15 protein-coding genes are annotated in these 16,376 nt (G+C 65.0%); 5 read left to right on the forward strand and 10 right to left on the reverse strand.

Annotation, left to right across the window (positions count from 1 at the left end; genetic code table 11):
* Nucleotides 1-283: 283 nt before the first annotated feature.
* From P9M14_03165 to P9M14_03180, 4 genes are all read right to left on the reverse strand, one after another.
* A complete protein-coding gene (locus P9M14_03165) occupies nucleotides 284-1,855 on the reverse strand; it encodes a 4Fe-4S binding protein (GenBank protein ID MDP8254725.1) in 1,572 nt (523 codons plus the stop codon).
* Entirely contained in the window at nucleotides 1,852-2,757 is a 906-nt protein-coding gene (locus P9M14_03170; protein MDP8254726.1) for a DUF362 domain-containing protein, read from the reverse strand. Before P9M14_03170 ends, P9M14_03165 begins: the two co-directional genes overlap by 4 nt.
* A 103-nt stretch (nucleotides 2,758-2,860) precedes the next feature.
* A complete protein-coding gene (locus tag P9M14_03175) occupies nucleotides 2,861-3,223 on the reverse strand; it encodes a response regulator (GenBank protein MDP8254727.1) in 363 nt (120 codons plus the stop codon).
* A 90-nt stretch (nucleotides 3,224-3,313) separates the two neighbouring features.
* Entirely contained in the window at nucleotides 3,314-3,727 is a 414-nt protein-coding gene (locus tag P9M14_03180; GenBank protein MDP8254728.1) for a secondary thiamine-phosphate synthase enzyme YjbQ, read from the reverse strand.
* Between the two features lie 125 nt (nucleotides 3,728-3,852).
* On the opposite strand from P9M14_03180, the gene P9M14_03185 reads away from it, so the two are divergent.
* From P9M14_03185 to P9M14_03195, 3 genes are all read left to right on the forward strand, one after another.
* The gene (locus P9M14_03185) at nucleotides 3,853-5,295 is read left to right on the forward strand and encodes a hypothetical protein (protein ID MDP8254729.1); all 1,443 of its coding nucleotides are present in this window, start codon (nucleotides 3,853-3,855) and stop codon (nucleotides 5,293-5,295) included.
* A complete protein-coding gene (selB, locus tag P9M14_03190) occupies nucleotides 5,292-7,214 on the forward strand; it encodes a selenocysteine-specific translation elongation factor (protein MDP8254730.1) in 1,923 nt (640 codons plus the stop codon). Before P9M14_03185 ends, selB begins: the two co-directional genes overlap by 4 nt.
* 78 nt (nucleotides 7,215-7,292) lie before the next feature.
* Nucleotides 7,293-7,772, forward strand: a complete 480-nt coding sequence (locus P9M14_03195; protein ID MDP8254731.1) for a hypothetical protein — start codon at nucleotides 7,293-7,295, stop codon at nucleotides 7,770-7,772.
* Between the two features lie 80 nt (nucleotides 7,773-7,852).
* Here the strand turns inward: P9M14_03195 and P9M14_03200 are convergent, their stop codons facing one another.
* The 6 genes from P9M14_03200 to P9M14_03225 all read right to left on the reverse strand — a co-directional run bounded on the left by P9M14_03200 (nucleotide 7,853) and on the right by P9M14_03225 (nucleotide 13,629).
* On the reverse strand, nucleotides 7,853-9,202 hold the full coding sequence (locus P9M14_03200; GenBank protein ID MDP8254732.1) for an FAD-dependent oxidoreductase: 1,350 nt from the start codon (nucleotides 9,200-9,202) through the stop codon (nucleotides 7,853-7,855).
* Between the two features lie 151 nt (nucleotides 9,203-9,353).
* Nucleotides 9,354-9,677, reverse strand: a complete 324-nt coding sequence (locus tag P9M14_03205; protein ID MDP8254733.1) for a C1 family peptidase — start codon at nucleotides 9,675-9,677, stop codon at nucleotides 9,354-9,356.
* Nucleotides 9,678-9,720: 43 nt separating this feature from the next.
* Nucleotides 9,721-9,882 carry a hypothetical protein gene (locus P9M14_03210; GenBank protein MDP8254734.1) on the reverse strand — a complete coding sequence of 54 codons (162 nt, stop codon included), beginning with the start codon at nucleotides 9,880-9,882 and terminating at the stop codon, nucleotides 9,721-9,723.
* Nucleotides 9,883-9,960: 78 nt separating this feature from the next.
* A complete protein-coding gene (locus P9M14_03215; GenBank protein MDP8254735.1) occupies nucleotides 9,961-10,890 on the reverse strand; it encodes an alpha/beta hydrolase in 930 nt (309 codons plus the stop codon).
* Between the two features lie 10 nt (nucleotides 10,891-10,900).
* Complete coding sequence (locus P9M14_03220; protein MDP8254736.1) at nucleotides 10,901-11,791, reverse strand: DMT family transporter; 891 nt, start codon at nucleotides 11,789-11,791, stop codon at nucleotides 10,901-10,903.
* The gene (locus P9M14_03225) at nucleotides 11,791-13,629 is read right to left on the reverse strand and encodes a glycoside hydrolase family 3 N-terminal domain-containing protein (GenBank protein MDP8254737.1); all 1,839 of its coding nucleotides are present in this window, start codon (nucleotides 13,627-13,629) and stop codon (nucleotides 11,791-11,793) included. The genes P9M14_03220 and P9M14_03225 overlap by 1 nt, the downstream gene beginning before the upstream one ends.
* A gap of 117 nt (nucleotides 13,630-13,746) precedes the next feature.
* On the opposite strand from P9M14_03225, the gene P9M14_03230 reads away from it, so the two are divergent.
* Both P9M14_03230 and P9M14_03235 read left to right on the forward strand, forming a co-directional pair.
* Entirely contained in the window at nucleotides 13,747-15,204 is a 1,458-nt protein-coding gene (locus tag P9M14_03230; GenBank protein ID MDP8254738.1) for an amidase, read from the forward strand.
* 14 nt (nucleotides 15,205-15,218) lie between these two features.
* A complete protein-coding gene (locus tag P9M14_03235) occupies nucleotides 15,219-15,845 on the forward strand; it encodes a hypothetical protein (GenBank protein MDP8254739.1) in 627 nt (208 codons plus the stop codon).
* Nucleotides 15,846-16,376 lie beyond the last annotated feature (531 nt).

Raw genomic sequence — 16,376 nt, forward strand, 5'->3', positions numbered from 1 at the left:
CCGAGGTCGGCAACAGGGAGAAGCGCTGCCCAACGGAAGTCGGGGGTTGCACGCCGAAGTAGATCGCGTCGGCCCCGTGCCGCAGCAGCGCTGCGACCTGGCTGATCGATCCTCCGGCGGGCATCAGAATTTCCATGGTCCGTTATTGTTTCCCAAGTCTGCAATGACTGCTAACTATCCGTACAAAATACATTATTTGCCTCCTTGGTCGAGATCGTCGCAGGGTAGCACCCGCTGCTTAGGGCCGTCAAGGAAGCACGATCGGACTCTCGGCGCGATGAGATCAGTAGTACTCGAACGAGTCCTCGGTGGGGCCTACCGGCTCGAAGGTCATCCGCCGTTCGCGGGCCAGCTCGATGTAGGAGCCCTTGGCCAGGCGGAACTCGCCGTGGGGGCTGACGCGGATCGCGGATCGGCCGCCGATGGGGCAGACTTGTTCGCACAGGCCGCAACCGTTGCAGCGCTGCTCCACCACGTAGGGTCGGCGCACGCCCAGCTCGTCGGCGCGAAACACGATGGCGTCGTAGGGGCAGGCCTCGTCGCAGATCAGGCAGGCGCGGTCCTCTTCCCAGACGATGCAGCGGCCGCGGTCAATGGCCGCGGTGCCGATCTTGGCGTGGCGCTTTTGCTCCATCGACAGCGGCCGGATCGCACCGGTGGGGCAGACCTGGCCGCAGAGGTTGCAGCTCTGGTCGCAGCCTCCCAGGCGCATCAGATGTTTGGGCGCGAACATCCCCTCCAGGCCGTCGGCCAGGCCCGAGGGTTGCAAGGTGTTGGTCACGCAGGCCTTGATGCACTGTCCGCAGCGGATGCAGGTGCGCAGGAACTCGCGCTCGGGCAATGCGCCGGGCGGCCGTACGGCCGTGCGCATGCGTTCGAGGCCCATCGGGTCCAGGGCGGTGAGAAATCCCGCCGCCATGCCGCAGCCGGTCCCGGCGATCAGCGAGCGCCGCGGCACGCCGCGATCCTCGGAGGGCTGGGGCGAGGCCGGAGCAGCGGCGCTTTTTACGCCGAACGACACCGCGTCGGTTCCGCGTTTGGCGCAGACGTCGCGGCAGGTCTGGCAGGCGATGCACTCGGCCTGGCGCGTGGTGCGGCGATCCTTGCCGATTGCCATGGTCGGACAGCGCCGCGCGCAGTCGCCCTCTTGGTCGCACTTGTCGCTCACCCGGCGGCGGATCAGCGAAAAGCGCGAGAACAGCCCCATCAGCGCGCCGGCCGGGCACAGCACGCGGCACCACAGCCGCGGCATGATCAGTCCGCCGGCCACGATTCCGATGAATACCAAGAACCACAGCGCGGCCCCGGCGCCGAAGCGCGGCACGTCGATGCTGGTGCGCGCCAGCCAGTAGGGGCCGGTTTTTTCGAACACCGGCCGCAGCAGATCAAGCCCCACGTTGCTCGCGCCGGCGACCATCGGCGCCACCGCATAGGTGAACACGCGCGTGATCAGCGGGATCGGGTCGAGCAGATAGCCCAGGTTGACCCCCAGGGCCGCGGCCCCGAGCAGGAAGGCCAGGATCACGTATTTGACCCACAGCCAGCGCTGGTCGACCTTGACCGGACGCGGCTTGGCCCCGCGGATCAGTCGGTCGCTCAGATCGAGCAACGTACCCAGCGGGCAGATCCAGCCGCAGAAGATACGGCCGAAAATCGCGGTGAGCAGCAGCATCAGCAGGGCCAGGCCCAGGCCGGAGACCGCGGCGCGCGCAACCAGGGCAGCGCTTAGCGGGCCCAGCGGGTCGAGCTTGAGAAATGCGTCCACCGGGAAGTACTCGGTGAACGGATAGTGCGTGAGGTAAATCGCGTAGACGAACAGCGCCAGGCAGATCGCCTGGATCGCCCGGCGTGTCAAACTTCCGCGCTCCGTACCTGCCAGCGGTCGCTGTTGATCTCGCCCAGCCCAAGCTGCGCGGCGCGGACGATGTGCTTGATCTGCGACGGCTCGAGCCGCTTGCCGTACCACGGGGCCAGCGTGACTCCCAGCGAGTCGACGGCCACCGGGTCGCTGCCGGCGATGATCGTTCTGGCCTTGACCAGCGTGCCCGGGCCGCCGGGCCCCTTGTCGGTCAGGCAGCGGCTGGCGTCGAGCACGATCAGGCCGGGTCGAACCAGGCTCGAGAGGTCGGCGATCGCCTGGTGCAGGTTGTGCACCGCATGGAACACGCGACGGTTGTAAATCGCGCCCATCAAATTCTTCAGGCTCATGCTGACCGTGGTCGAGCCGTGGCTCTTGGCAGTGGGCACGTTGATCAGCAGGTCGGATTCGACGATGTCCTTGAACACGGCGGTCTTACGTAGCGTTTGGCCGCCGGGCACCTGCTGGTCGACGAAAAAGCGCTTATCGTCCATGGTCAGTACCGTGGTGTCGGGCAGATCGGCGCAGGCTTCCCGGATCTGGTTCTGTTCCAGGCAGGCCCGGGTCTGGTGCACCGGGTTGTCGATCACCAGCACCCGCTTGGCTCCGGCCTCGAGGGCCATTTGGGCCAGGACGCGCACCACCTGCGGGTTGGTTGTCGCTCCCACTGCCGGACCCACGGCAAATCCCATATTGGGTTTAATTACTACCTTGCTGCCGCGGCCGCAGAACTTGGACATTCCGCCGACCAACTCCACGGCTTTGCGCGTGGCAGCCTCCGGATTCCCCTTGACCTTGGCCAACAGCGGGCCCGCGGCCAGTGCCGCGTTCGGCGAGAGACCCAGCGCGGCCGTGGCGGCCAACGCTCCGGCAAGTGCTTCTCGTCGTGTGAGGGTCAATCGGTCTCCCTGTTTGCGTTTGAGGCGTGATGCTTTTGCGTCAGGCTATCCCCGGGCCGCCGCTCAATACTGTATCGAGTCTGACAACCGAGTTTGCTCAACGTCACTCGGCAAGGAAATAGGTGCTGATCGAGTCCAGGTTAGCCGGCTTGCGGAACACATGGAATCCCAGGTCGCGGGCCTGGGCCGCCACGTCCGAGGAGGCGTAACCGGTGAGCAGTGCGACCTTCTTGACTCGGTCGCGCAGTCCGGTGACCAGGCTCAGCCCGTCCACGTCGCCCAGGAAGTAGTCGACCAGGATATAGCTGATGCTCTGTTGGGCCACGATTTCGAACACGGTCTTCTCGCAGTCGGCGACCAGAACTTCGAACCCCCGGCGGCGGAAAAACATTTGCGCCGTTTCCAGGAACTCGACCTCGTCGTCGATCACCAGTAGTACCGGTCGGGACTCTTTCTCAGGGATCACCAAGGCACACTCCTTGAATTAGATAGTAGCAGCGAACAGCAACCGATAAAAGCTAAAACAAATCGCAGGCGTGCGACGTAACGAGCGTCGCTATGCGTCCTGGATCAGTCTGACCCAGACCCGGCGCGTGCGCGGCCCGTCGAACTCGCAGAAGTAGATCCCCTGCCAGGTGCCCAGACACAGTCGGCCGTGTTCGACGATCAAGGTCTGGGAACAGCCGACCAGGCTCGACTTGGCGTGGCCCGGCGAGTTGCCCTCGGCGTGGCGGAACTCGGGCAGTTGCGGCAGCAGCCTGTCGAGCACCAGCAGCAGGTCGTGCTGCACGTCCGGATCGGCGTTCTCGTTGATCGTGATCCCGGCCGTGGTGTGCGGCGTGAAGACCACGGCCAGTCCGTCGCGGAATCCGCTTTGCGCCACGATCCGTTCAACTTGGGCCGTGATGTCGATCAGCTGCTGCCGGTCGTTGGTATTGACCTCGAAGTGCTGTTTTTGCGCCATGGGCATCAGGTTAATCCGGCGTCCGCCATCGGGCAAGTCCGGGCTGTGGATCGATGTTGATTGCCGTTGGACTTGAGGGCCCGCGACCGCTAACATTTCGAATCCCAACAGGCAATCAGCGCGGAGGGCCGATGCGCCACGCAACAAAGAACAGCCGCGACCACGCCAGGACCATCGGTCTGGGACCGATCAAGCTGCGGCTGCCGCAAACCCGACTGAGCCTGATGCTGGTCTGCGCCGCGGCCATTGTGCTGGGCAGCCCGGCGTTGATGCTCGGCCGCGAGCTGCGGCTCAAGACCCTAGACCGCGACGTCGACCCGGTGGTGCTGCGCGCCGACCGGCTGCCGGGGCTGATCGGTTCGAACATCGAGAGTCTGGGGCTGCTCGCTGTTCACGACGGACGGCTCGAGCCGATTCCGTTCCAGGTCGACCAACGCGACGAGCAGGGACGCTACGCCTATTACCAGGGCGTCGAGCCCAACCCGGACCAGGACCCGGCGCTGGACGCCAACGACGAGTTGGTCTTCGGCTGCTGGGATGCCGGCGACCGGCTCGATGCGTCGCCCTATCTGCCCGGCGCGGACGCGGCGCTCGAGATCGAGCTGAGCGATCCGGCGGATAACAGCAGCGGCTGGGCCTATTTGGTGCGGTACATCGGCGACGCGCCGCGTTCGGAAATCGACTACGTGCGCTACGATCCGCTGACCGACGAGATCGACGCCGAGCGCTACGAGTTGGGCTTCTCGCCCTCCGCGCCGATTTCGATCGGCAGGCAGCTGGTCAAGGTCGAGGCCGGCGGCTCGGGCCGCAGCATCGCCGACCGGATGAAGATCCGCTTCAGCGGCAAGGTGCTGGGCCTGTTTCCGCTGTCGATCGACGAGGACGGCTTCACCACCATCGTCACCGGTTACATCGACGGGCCGGTGCGCCTGCTGCGCCGCACCGCCAACTGGCAGTACCTGTTCAGCCTGATCCCCACGCCGCGCACCTACCTCGACACCGAGTTCTACGGCCGCTCCATCGGCTACTCGCTGGTGTTCCACGTGCCATTCGACGTGGGCAGCCTGCTCAGCGAGCCGGTGGTGCGGGTCAGCACCGACTCCAACTGCGAGCGGCCGGGGCGGCGCTGGTACAACTCGAACAACCGCCAGGGGGTGGACGTCGACGGCGTGATGTCGCCCGCCGAGCTTACGCTGGACCGCGGCGAATTCGAGTGGACCGTGGTCGCGGGCACGCTGCCCGGCGAGCGCGGCGGCTGGCTGAGCCGCAACATCTACGACCGCGAGGATTTCCCGATCAACTTCGAGCTTTACTACCGCGACGACATGGCCGTCCCCGACCCGCCCGAGGAGCAACCGGGAAGCTGCGCCAACACCGGCTACACCGTGCGCGGCCTGGAAAACATCGAGCGCGGCGACTACTCCTTGGGCGTGGTGATGTTTCCGCTGAGCGACTATCGGATCGGCGATGAGACGCCCTATCTGTTGGTCGACGATCAGCCGTTGGTCGCCACGGTGCGCCCGCTGTCCATCGCCGCGGCCCAGCGCGGTCTCCAAGGCGAGGATCGGAATTGAACGTCCCGGAAAAACGCCTAGTGCTGGGCACCGCCGGTCACGTGGATCACGGCAAGACGAGCATGGTCCTGCGGCTGAGCGGGATCGACACCGATCGGCTCAAAGAGGAGAAGACCCGCGGGATCACCATCGAGCTCGGGTTCGCCTTCATCGACCTGCCCTCGGGAATCAGGCTCGGGATCGTGGACGTGCCGGGCCACGAGCGTTTCGTGCGCGCCATGGTCGCCGGTGCGGGCGGGATCGACCTGTTGGCCCTGATCGTGGCCGCGGACGAGGGGGTGATGCCCCAGACCCGCGAGCACTTCGAGATCTGCCGCCTGCTCGGCGTGCGCCACGGGCTGATCGTGCTGACCAAGATCGACCTGGTCGAGGATCCGGAGCTGCTCGAGATGGCGCGACAGGACGTGGCCGAACTGGTGGCCGATACTTTTCTGGCCGACGCGCCGCTGGTCGAGTTCTCGGCGACCACCGGCCAGGGCCGCGACGAGCTGATCGCCGTGCTCGACGCTCTGGCGCAGCAGGTCGAGCAACGCCCCACCGACGGACTGTTCCGCATGCCCATCGACCGCGTGTTCACCCTGCGCGGCCTGGGAACCGTGGTTACCGGCACATCGATCGAGGGCGAGATCCAAGTCGGCGCCGAGGTCGAGGTGCTGCCCTCGCGTAAACGCGCCAAAGTGCGCTCGATTCAGGTCCACGGCGAGTCGGCCGACGCGGCGCGGGCGGGCCAGCGCACAGCGATCAACCTGCAGGGGGTCGACCGCGACGAGATCGAGCGCGGCGAGGTGCTCGTGCCGCGCAAGGTGTTCACCCCGACCCACATGTTCGACGCGCGGGTCAGCCTGCTGTCCGAGGCCGCGGCGCTCAAACCGCGCACCCGGGTGCGCGTGCACGCGGGCACGGCCGAGATTTTAGGGCGGATCGTCAACCTCGAGTCCGAGCGGATCGAGCCCGGCTCAACGGTGCTGGCCCAGATCCGCCTCGAGCAGCCGCTGGTTTTAATGCCCGAGGACCGCTTCGTGCTGCGCTCCTATTCGCCGGTGCGCACCATCGGCGGCGGCATGGTGCTCCACGCCCGGCCGGGTAAGCACAAGCCCGGACGCCAGGGGTTGCTGGCCGACCTGCGCAAGCTCGCCGACGGCACGCTGCTCGAGCAGGTGGCGATCCACGTCGAGGGCGCGGGATTCCGCGGCCTGGCGCAGCGCGAATTACCGACCCTGGTGCGGGCCTCGCGCCGTGAGATCAACCGCGCGTTCGACAAGCTGTTGGCCCAAGGCACGATCGTCAAGGTCGAGCGCGAGGAGTCGCGGGCGATCCACTCGCGCTTTTTGCAGATGGTCACATCGAGCATCGCCGCGCTGCTCGAACGCTATCATGCGGACCGACCCAACGATCCGGGCATGCCCCTGGGCGAGCTGCGCAGCCGAATCGAATATCCGCTGCCCGGCAGGCTGTTCAACCGCGCGCTCGAGGCGCTGGCCGCGAGCTCGGAGGTCGTGGTCGAGCAGGACATCGCGCGTCGCGCCGACCACAAAGTGGTGCTGGCCGGCAAGCTTCAACAGACGGTCGAGGAAGTGGCCGACATCTTTGCCCGGGCCGGGCTGACCCCGCCGACCCAGAACGAGGTCCTCGAGCAATTCGACGACCGCGAGTACGCCCTGGAGGCGCTCAAGCAGCTCAGCGCCCAAGGGAAGATCGTGCGCGTGGCGCAGTTTCTCTACTTCGACGCCGCGGCCCTCGAAAAGTTGGCCGGGCAGCTCAAGGCCTATCTTGAACAGCACGGCGAAATCAACGCCCAGGGCTACAAGGAACTCACCGGCGCCAGCCGCAAGTTCACCATTCCGCTGGCCGAGTACTTCGACCGCATCAAGCTCACCGTGCGCCGCGGAGATGTGCGCCTGCCGCGACGCTCGGGATGAAGAAAAACTTCGCTTGACCCTCACCGGCTCACTATGAAAGCATGGGGTATTCCTCAATAACCAAGGGAGAAAAACGCAATGCGCAAAAGTATCGTCACATTCCTGATGATCCTGGCCCTGGCGCTGATGCTGGGCATGTCCATGACCCTGGGCTGCGCCTGCGACGATGACGACGACGATGATAGCGATGGCGACGACGACACCGGCGATGACGATGACACTGGAGACGACGACATTGACGATGACGACACCGGCGATGACGACGATTGGCCCGATGACTGCGAAGACCTGACGCCGGATCTGCTGGGCTGCATCACCGATTGCGGCGTTACCGACATCAAGTGCCAGTACGACTGCCTGATCGACGAGCTGAGCACCTACCTGGACTGCCTCGACGCCACGGGCCAGGGCGACTCGGTCTACATCAACTGCCTGCAGGCCTGCCTCGACACCGCTGAGACCTGCGGCAACGGCTGCGGCGACGACGACACGGCCTGCTATGCCGCCTGCCTGGGCAACCTGGGCGATTGCATGAGTGCCTGCGTTCCCGAGCAATAAGCGACCGCTCGATTCAAGTAAAAAAAACGGCCCCGGTTTCCCGGGGCCGTTTTGTTTTCAGACGGTTAAATTATCGGACGTCAGCCCTGGGCTTTCATCATTGCCATCTCAGCGGCGTTGACCAACTGGTAGGCCACCGGTGAGGCGGTGAGCGCCGGATGCGTGCCGATCTGGAAGATCGCTATATCGTCAAAGGTCATCCGCTGCTGGATGCAGGCGCTCAGGGCGTTGATCAGCTCGCCGACGGAAAGTGCGCCCATCAGCTGCGCGCCGATCAGCACGCCGGTGCGGCGTTCGAACAGCAGCTTGGCCTTGATCGCCGACATCCCGGGCATGCACCCCGGATGGCGGTTGGGCGCCTCGGCCTCGCCGACCACATAGTCGTATCCCATGTTGGTGGCCATGCTCTCGGTCAGGCCTGCGCCGGCCAGCGCGGTTTCGCCGATGGCCGTGGACCACACGCCGATGGTGCCGATGTTCTCGCGGCGGACGCCGAAGAGGTTGGCTCCGGCAATACGCGCCTCAGCCGAGGCGATCGAGGCCAGCTTGAGACCGCTGGGCCTGCCGCCGAAAAATGAGATCTTCTCGGCGCAGTCGCCTGCGGCGAACACGTTGGGGTCTGAGCTGCGCTGGAAGCGATCAACCTGAATTCCGCCGGTGGGTCCGATGTTCAGGCCGCAGTCTCTGGCCAGTTCCACGCTGGCCCGTGCGCCGATTCCCAGCAGCACCGCGTCGGCCGGCAGCTCCTCGCCGTTGTCCAACACGACTTTCTCGACCTTGTCTGCGCCATCGAGCTTGACCACCTTGGCGGTCGTGCGCACGTTGACTCCACGTTCGCGGATAATCTTCTCGGCGGCCATGCAGTACGGCTTGTCAAAGGTCAGTTGCAGGCAGTGATCGAGCATCTCGACGATCGTCACGTTTTCGATGCCCGATTTTTTACACTCGTCGGCGAACTCCACGCCGATGAACCCGCCGCCGATGATCACCAGGTTCTTGATGCCATTGAGCGCCTCTTGCAGCTCGCCCAACTGCACGAAGTCCTTGTAGATCGCGTAGACATTGGGTTTCTCAACGCCGGGCACGCCGGGGATAATCGGCTGGGAACCGGTGGCCACGATCAGCTTGCCGTAGCCGATGCTTGGGCCCTCCGCCAGCGTGATCTGCTTGGCCTCTCGGTCGATCTTGATCACGCAGTCCATGATCAGATCGACGTTGTTGGCGGTCAACGGCGCGTCGGGGATCAGGTTGTTGTCGGCCGATCCGACGGTGCCCATAATGTAGGGGATGCCGCAGGGGATCATGACCTTCTGCTCCTTGCGCACCAGCAGGATCGACTTGTCCGGATAGTGACGATGCACGGTGATCGCCGCTGTCAGGCCTGCGGCGCTGCCGCCGATTACTACTACGTCGTATTGTTTCTCCGTCATAGGAACTGCTCCTTTGGGTGCTGGGATAGGATGCGTATATTGCTGTAACGGTTATCTGTTAGCTTATCAATGGTTTGGGATAGCGGGGCTACAATTCTAAAAATAATATGTCGAAATGAAAGGCAAATCAAGTTATCTGCAAAAGCCGCGCTCAACCGGCGCAGCAGTCTTGGTCGTCATCTTGGTCCCCCGGCTGGCTTGGCTGGTCATCGTCGGTCGCATCATCGTCTGCAATATCATCGTCTTCGGCCGCATCGTCGTCATCCAAGTCGTCGTCGTCATCGTCCGGCTGCGGATCGGGCCGGTAGACCATCTTGCCCAGGTAGCTCTCGATCTCGGCCTCGCCCCAGGAGTTCTTGCCGATCCAGTACTGCTCCGTGGCGTCGTAGCCGACGAGGGTCACGCCATGGCCGCCGCACGCGCCGCCGCTTGAGTGCTCCCCCTCGTCATAAGAGTAGAAATCGGCGTAGGTCATGATGTAGGCGTACGGCGGCCCCTCGAGCAGTGCGGCGCGGATGTTATCGCGGCTCGAGGTGTCGACCCAGCGCCAGGCCTATCGACATGCCGCCCGAGCACGAGCCCCCGGCGCAGGAGAACAAATGCTGCTCGGACAGGTCGACCTCGGCCAGCGGGTCGGCCAGCTCGTAATAGCGCACCAGCACCTCGAACGCGGCGATCACGCCGTGCTGCGCGATCTCGCGGTTGAGTTGTTCAAGGGCGTCCGGAACCCCGCCGCAGTCCGTCCGCGCATATCCGGGCTACTGCACGTTGGTGCCGATGCGCTGGTTGATGAAGCGCAGGGTGTGCGCAAGCGACAGCCCCTCGTACCCCTCGCACATTGCGAGCACGATGGCGTAGTGGTCGTTGTTGGGAATCAGCTCGAGCTGCACCGGTGCGCCTTGCTCCTTGAGGGCCGCGTAGTAGTCCAACGTAAGCTGCGGCTTGGCCAGGTCGTCGTCCTCGCCGACCATCAGCAGGGTCGGCGGGATGTCGCCGCGCGCGTAGAGAATCGGCTGGGCGTGCTGCATGTTCTCCAGCGAGCCCATGGCGTCGAACACCATCCGGCGCACGCCGGGAAGAACCTTGATATTGAAGTGGTAGGGACCGGCGAGCAGCACCACACCGTCGATCTGCGCCAGCGGATCGAAGGTCAGCTTGGAGCGGAAGGTATCGTCGGTGAGCACCATTGCCAGCAGGTGCGTCCCGGCCGAGTGCCCCATCAGAATCACGCGCTGCGGGTCGCCGCCGTACTCGGCGATGTGCGCCATGGTCCAGTTCAACGCGCTGACCGTATCGTCGACGAACGTGGGATAGATGTCGTCGGGGTACATCCGGAAATCGACGATCACCGTGACAAAGCCGCGCTCGGTCAGCGTCTCAGCCAGTGCGCCGTAGTCCTTGCGCGTGGTGTATTGCCAGGTGCCGCCGTGCACGAAGACCACCACCGGCGCGGGCTGGTCCGATTCGACGCGGAAGATGTCGAGCACCTGCAGCGGCGCGTTGTCCTCGACGTAGGGCACGTCCTGGTCGATCAGCGGGTACTCGGCGTAGAACTGCGAGCCGACCTGGGCCGCATCGTAGAGCACCGGGATGTCCAGGGTCGGCACGCCGCAGCCGCAAAGCAGCAGCAGCGCGGCCATGACCGAAAGCAGGCACGATTTACGAATCAATTTTTGCCATAAGCTCATAGTGCAATCCTCATTTCGAGCGGATCTTACCGGGTGTTCCTTGACGGACCGCGATTATAACCGCAGACAGGGTCACGATGCAGCCCAGGGCCGTGATTCCGGATACCGGGCGGCCCAGCCACAGCCAGCCAAGGATTGCGGCCCCGGCCGGCTCGCCCACGATCGACATCGCCACCGCGGCCGGTGCGGCGTGGCGCAGGGACCAGGTGATCAGGTTGTGGCCGATCAGCTGCGGCACCACGGCTGCCAGCACTAGGTAGAACAGCGCCTCGGACGAGGCCACGCGGATCGGTACACCTGCAACGGTTGCGCACCCCAGCAGCAGGGCCGCGCCCACGGCCGTGGCCACGCCCGAGTAAGCCAGCGGGTCCAGCTTGTCGCCCAGGCTTCGGCCAAGCAGCAAATAGCACGACATGGCCAACGCGCCGACCAGCGCCAGTCCGTCGCCCAGCAGAGCGTCGCGGCCCCCGACCAGGTCATGGCCGCCGATGATCGCCACGCCCACGCAGGCCAGGCCGATGGACAGCCACAGCCTGCCGCCGGGTTTGTCGCGGCGGGTCAGGGTGCCGACCAAAGCCAGGATCAACGGGTTGATGGTCACCAGGGTCACCGATGCTGCCACACTGGTCAGACCCAGGGAGGTGACCCAAGCGCCGAAATGCACGGCGTAGGCCAGCCCCGCAAATAGGGACGAGATCAGCGCGCGTCCGCGCAGCCCTCCGTTGACCAGAGCGCGCACGGAAAACGGCGCGAGCAGCAGCGCGGCCACGGCCAGCCGTACGCCCGCGCTGACCAGCGGGTGGGTCGGCTCGGCCTTGATAAAGAAGATCGCGGCAAAGCTGATCGCCGCCACCGCAACCAGCAGCGCCGGGGCGACCAGCGCTGGTTTGCCCTTATTCATCACTCATCGGATTTTGGTTGCGGCTGATATTGCCAACCGGCCGGATAGAGACCGGGCAGCGCCACGGGCAGGCGGCCCTGGGCCGCAGCCTTGCCGAAGATCGCCCGCACCGCGATTTGCACGGCGATGTCGCGGTTGGAGTACGTCGCCAAATAGGTCGTGGCCTCGGGAAACGCCAGCAGGTCATAGGGTGTGGCCAGGGCCACGATCAGCGTCGGCAGCTTCAAGGCCAGCAGCCTGCGGACCAGCTCGGCCTGCTGCGGATGATAATAGGCGTCGTAGGAGCCGATCAGCAGCACCTGCGGCGTTGCGGCCTGCGCGCGCTCCACGATCTGCTCGATCCGGCGCTGGTGGGGATTTAACGGGAATGTATCGCCCGTGGCCTGGCGGTCGATCGCCTGCACCTGGGCCAGCAGCGTGGTCCCCGAGAGGTTGGGCCAAGCAGCGCCGGCGTACATCTGTTGGGGTGCGCGGCCGATGCAGACCACGTGCACGCGCGCCTGGGTTTGCAGGTCCAACGGCAGCAGCTCGGCCTCGTCGCGCACCACGGTCAACGCCCGCGAGTGCAGCTGCTGGGCGAGCAGACGCTGCTCCGCGGTGTCCAGCCCGCGCTCGACCTGTTTGGGATCGCGGTACGGCTCGTCGAGCAGGCAGTACTTCATCTTCAGCCGCAGCACGCGGCGCACCGAGCGATCGATGCGCCCCTCGTCGATGCGCCCTGCGCGCACGGCCCGCGCCACCGCGGCGATCTGCTCCTCGACCTTGTGCGGCCATCGCGCGTAGCTCGCTGATGAGCGCGTTAGGTTCGGCCGGGAGTCCGCGGCGCTGTCCAGGATTATGTCCACGCCCGCGCGCAGCATCGCCAGGTCGGGAAGCTCGTTCCAGTCCGCGGCAATAATCGCGCCCATATTGATATCGTCGGTGATGATCACGCCCTCGAACCCAAGCTCCACGCGCAGCAGCTCGATCACTGTCGGATCGATGGACGCGGGCAGATTGCCCAAGCCGCGATATGTGGCGTGGGTCAGCATCACCATCTCGGCGCCGTTGGAGATCGCCGCGTCGAACGGCGGCAGATAGCGACTAAAGATCGTCTCGCGGTTCTCGCCGTTGACTACCGGGCCGAAGTGCTCGTCCCCGGGCGCGTTGGCGTGGCCCGGGAAATGTTTGACGCAGGCGATCACGCGATTGGCCTGAAGCCCGCGCACAGCCTGCGCGCCGTGCGCGGCCACGGCCCGGGTCGAGGCGCTGAAGCAGCGGGTGTACATCGAGGGCTCGGAGGGCCCGGCGTCGGGCTCGATCACCGGCGCGAAATTAACGTTGATCCCCAGGGCGTAAAGCTGTTGTCCCATCAGGTCGTAAGCCTGCAATGTGGCTCCGGCGTCGAAGGTTGCGCCCAGCCCCATGTTGCCCGGGGTGTCCGTGCCGCCGGTGATGTCGTTGAGCGCCTGGGGGATGCCGCCCTCCTGGTCCACGGCGATCAGCAGCGGAATCGGATTGTCGCGCTCCAGGGCCCAGAGCTGGAGCTTGCGCACGTTGCTCGCGGTTCTGCGCGGTGAAAAGGCCACGCTGGAAATCGGTGGTAAAAACACGCCGCCGACTCCCAGGTCGCGCACCAGCCGCCGGGCCTTGTGGCGCGAGCCGGGGAGCATGTTGACCCCGACCATGTAAAGCTGCGCCACTTTCTGTTCGAGGGTCATCTGTTCGAGGATCTGCGAGATGCGCGCCTCGTCCACGGCGCAGCACGGGCAGGGGTGGGCCGGGGCCGCGGTGCACGGCGCGGCCGCAACGATCAGCAGCGCAATCGCCGCGACGCAAAGGACTGCATATAAACGCATCGAACGCTTGGATAGCATGGGGCACACGGACGATCAAGCTTACTTTGCCCCAACGGGCCCGGGGCGCTATCATCGCCTCTCCCGCTCGACACTCCGGGCTCTACTGGGAGCGTATTGATGAATGAACTGCTGACCCTTTCCGCCACGGCACTGGCCGCGAAGATCCGCAAAGGCGATCTGAGCTCGCGCGAGGCGCTCGAGGCGCACATTGCGCGCATCGAGCAGGTCAATCCGCTGATTAACGCGATGGTCGCCGATCGCTTTGCAGCGGCGCGATCCGAGGCCGACGCCGTGGACAAGCGGCTCAAGGGGCGCAAGCCCGGGTCGCGGGCCAAGCTGCCGCCACTGCTGGGCGTGCCGTGCACGGTCAAGGAGTGCTTCGCCCTTACCGGCATGCCCAACGCCTCGGGATTGGTGGCGCGCAAGCAGGTGGTTTCGCAATCCGACGCCACGGTGGTCGGGCGCCTGCGAGCGGCCGGAGCAATCCCGATGGGCGTGACCAACACCTCCGAGCTGTGCATGTGGATGGAGACCGACAACCGGCTCTACGGCCGCACCAACAACCCTTACGACACGCAGCACATGGTGGGCGGCTCGTCGGGCGGCGAGGGCTCGATCATCGCCTCGGGCGCATCGCCGTTCGGCGTGGGCTCGGACGTGGGCGGATCGATCCGCATGCCCGCCTTTTTCAACGGCGTGTTCGGCCACAAGCCCACCGGCGGCCTGATTCCCAACAGCGGCCAGTACCCCACGGCCCACGGCGCGGCCCTGCGCTATTTGACCACCGGGCCGTTGGCCCGCCGGGCCGAGGATCTGTGGCCGTTGATCAATCTGATGCGCGGGCCCGACGGCCAAGACGACGGGTGCGCCGAATTCGAGCTGGGCGACCCGGCAAAGGTCGATTTGAGCAAACTCAAGGTGGTGATGGTCGAGGACAACGGCGTCACGCGGGTCTCCGACGATCTGCGGCAGTCGATGCGCCGCGCGGGAGCGGCCCTGGAACGCGCCGGAGCCCAGGTGCGCACCGCGCGGGTGCCTGCTCTCAAGCGCTCGTCCGACATCTGGTCCTCAATGCTGCTCGAGGCCAACGGCGCGACCTTCAGCGAGAGCCTGGGCAACGGTAAGCCGATCAGCTTCCCTTACCAGATGCTGCTCTGGGCCCTGCGCCGCTCGCCGCACACTCTGCCCGCGATCGTGCTTGCGGCGATCGAGGCATTGCCCAGCTACATCCCGGGCCACGTGGAAAAGGCGGTCCGCGCCGGACATGAGCTGCGACGCGAACTGGTGGAGCTGATCGGCAAGCAAGGGGTAATGCTCTTCCCGTCTTTCTCGCGGCCCGCGCCGCGGCACTATGCGCCGATGATCACGCCGTTCGACTTCGTTTACACAGCGGTAATCAACGTGCTCGAGCTGCCCGCCACCCAGGTGCCGCTGGGCCTGAACAGCGCGGGCCTGCCGCTGGGCGTGCAGGTCGTAGGCGTACACGGCAACGATCACCTGACCGTGGCCGCGGCGCTCGAGCTCGAACGCGCAATGGGCGGCTGGGTCTTTCCAAAGAATTTGACCGAGCGTTGACACAGGAGGTGAGCATGCGAATCAAGACTCTGGCGTTGTTGCTGATCGTCGGACTGCTCGCACTCTGCGGCTGTCCCAAACCCGCCGATCAGACGGACGCGACTCCGACCGCGGACAATGCCGACGATGCGCTGTGCGCCAACCCACCCGAGCTCTCCGAAATTGTGCCGGGTACGATCACGGGCCAGGCCGACGGCAGGCCGTTTACAGCCCAGGCGGTCTACTTCGAGCCGAGCTTCGGCGAGTGGAAGCTGGTGATCTCCGAGACGCCGCTGGCAGACCCCACCGACATCGTGATCGGCGGCCAGAGCATCAACATCGACCTGCCCGAGGTGCCCAGCAGCGGCTGGTCGCATAGCCGCGAGCTGAGCTTCGGCGACGGCTACTTCCAGGTCTACAAGAACGACGAACTCAAAGCCACCACGAGCTGGAACGCCTCCAACGCCTGGGTGATGCGAATCACCAGTTGGGACGTGAAGCCCTTTGACGAGAGCGGCGAGCTGTTTCAACAGGCGGGCAGCGCCTCGGGCCGCATCTGGGTCTGCTATCAGGCCGCCGGCGACCACCGCGACTCCTGGGCCCAAGGCTCGTTCGAGAACGCCCCCGTACGCTATATGGGCAAGCCCGACCTCAAGTACTGATCGGCTTCAAGCCGCCGCAAAACTCGCGCCCGGCTTTGAGCCGCCACAAAACTCGCGTAGTTCGCTGGTCGTAATGCAACGACCCTCCCCGCGTCGAAAGATTCGTGAGGTGGAGTAAAGATCGTTAAAACGATCTTTGTGTATAAGGCGAGCGGCGCATTGCCTCAGGGTTTTCATAAACTCCTCACCTTGCCACCTCGAATAACACCTCTTCTCTCGGCATAAATCCGAGGCCAATTTTTAATCGAAATCGATTCGCTTCGTTGAACGAAAAACACGACGTCTGTCTGTCCCCTCCGGATGAAAACCCTGATTCAACGCACCGCTCGCCAGGGTGGGGTGGGACAGGCGCGTCGGCTTGTTCCAAGCCGACGCGCCGCTTCTCTCCCCCGCGCTCGGCAAAGATCAGTTTGAGATTTTTCCTACTAAGCTCAAAGGCGATGCAATTGTGTGCGCGGGGGATTGATCAGCGGGTTCTCATCCGAAAATAGGACTGACCAGCGTTATTGGCAAAGCAGGACACTGGGTGCG

Source organism: Candidatus Alcyoniella australis, from assembly GCA_030765605.1.
Lineage (GTDB): Bacteria > Lernaellota > Lernaellaia > JAVCCG01 > Alcyoniellaceae > Alcyoniella > Alcyoniella australis.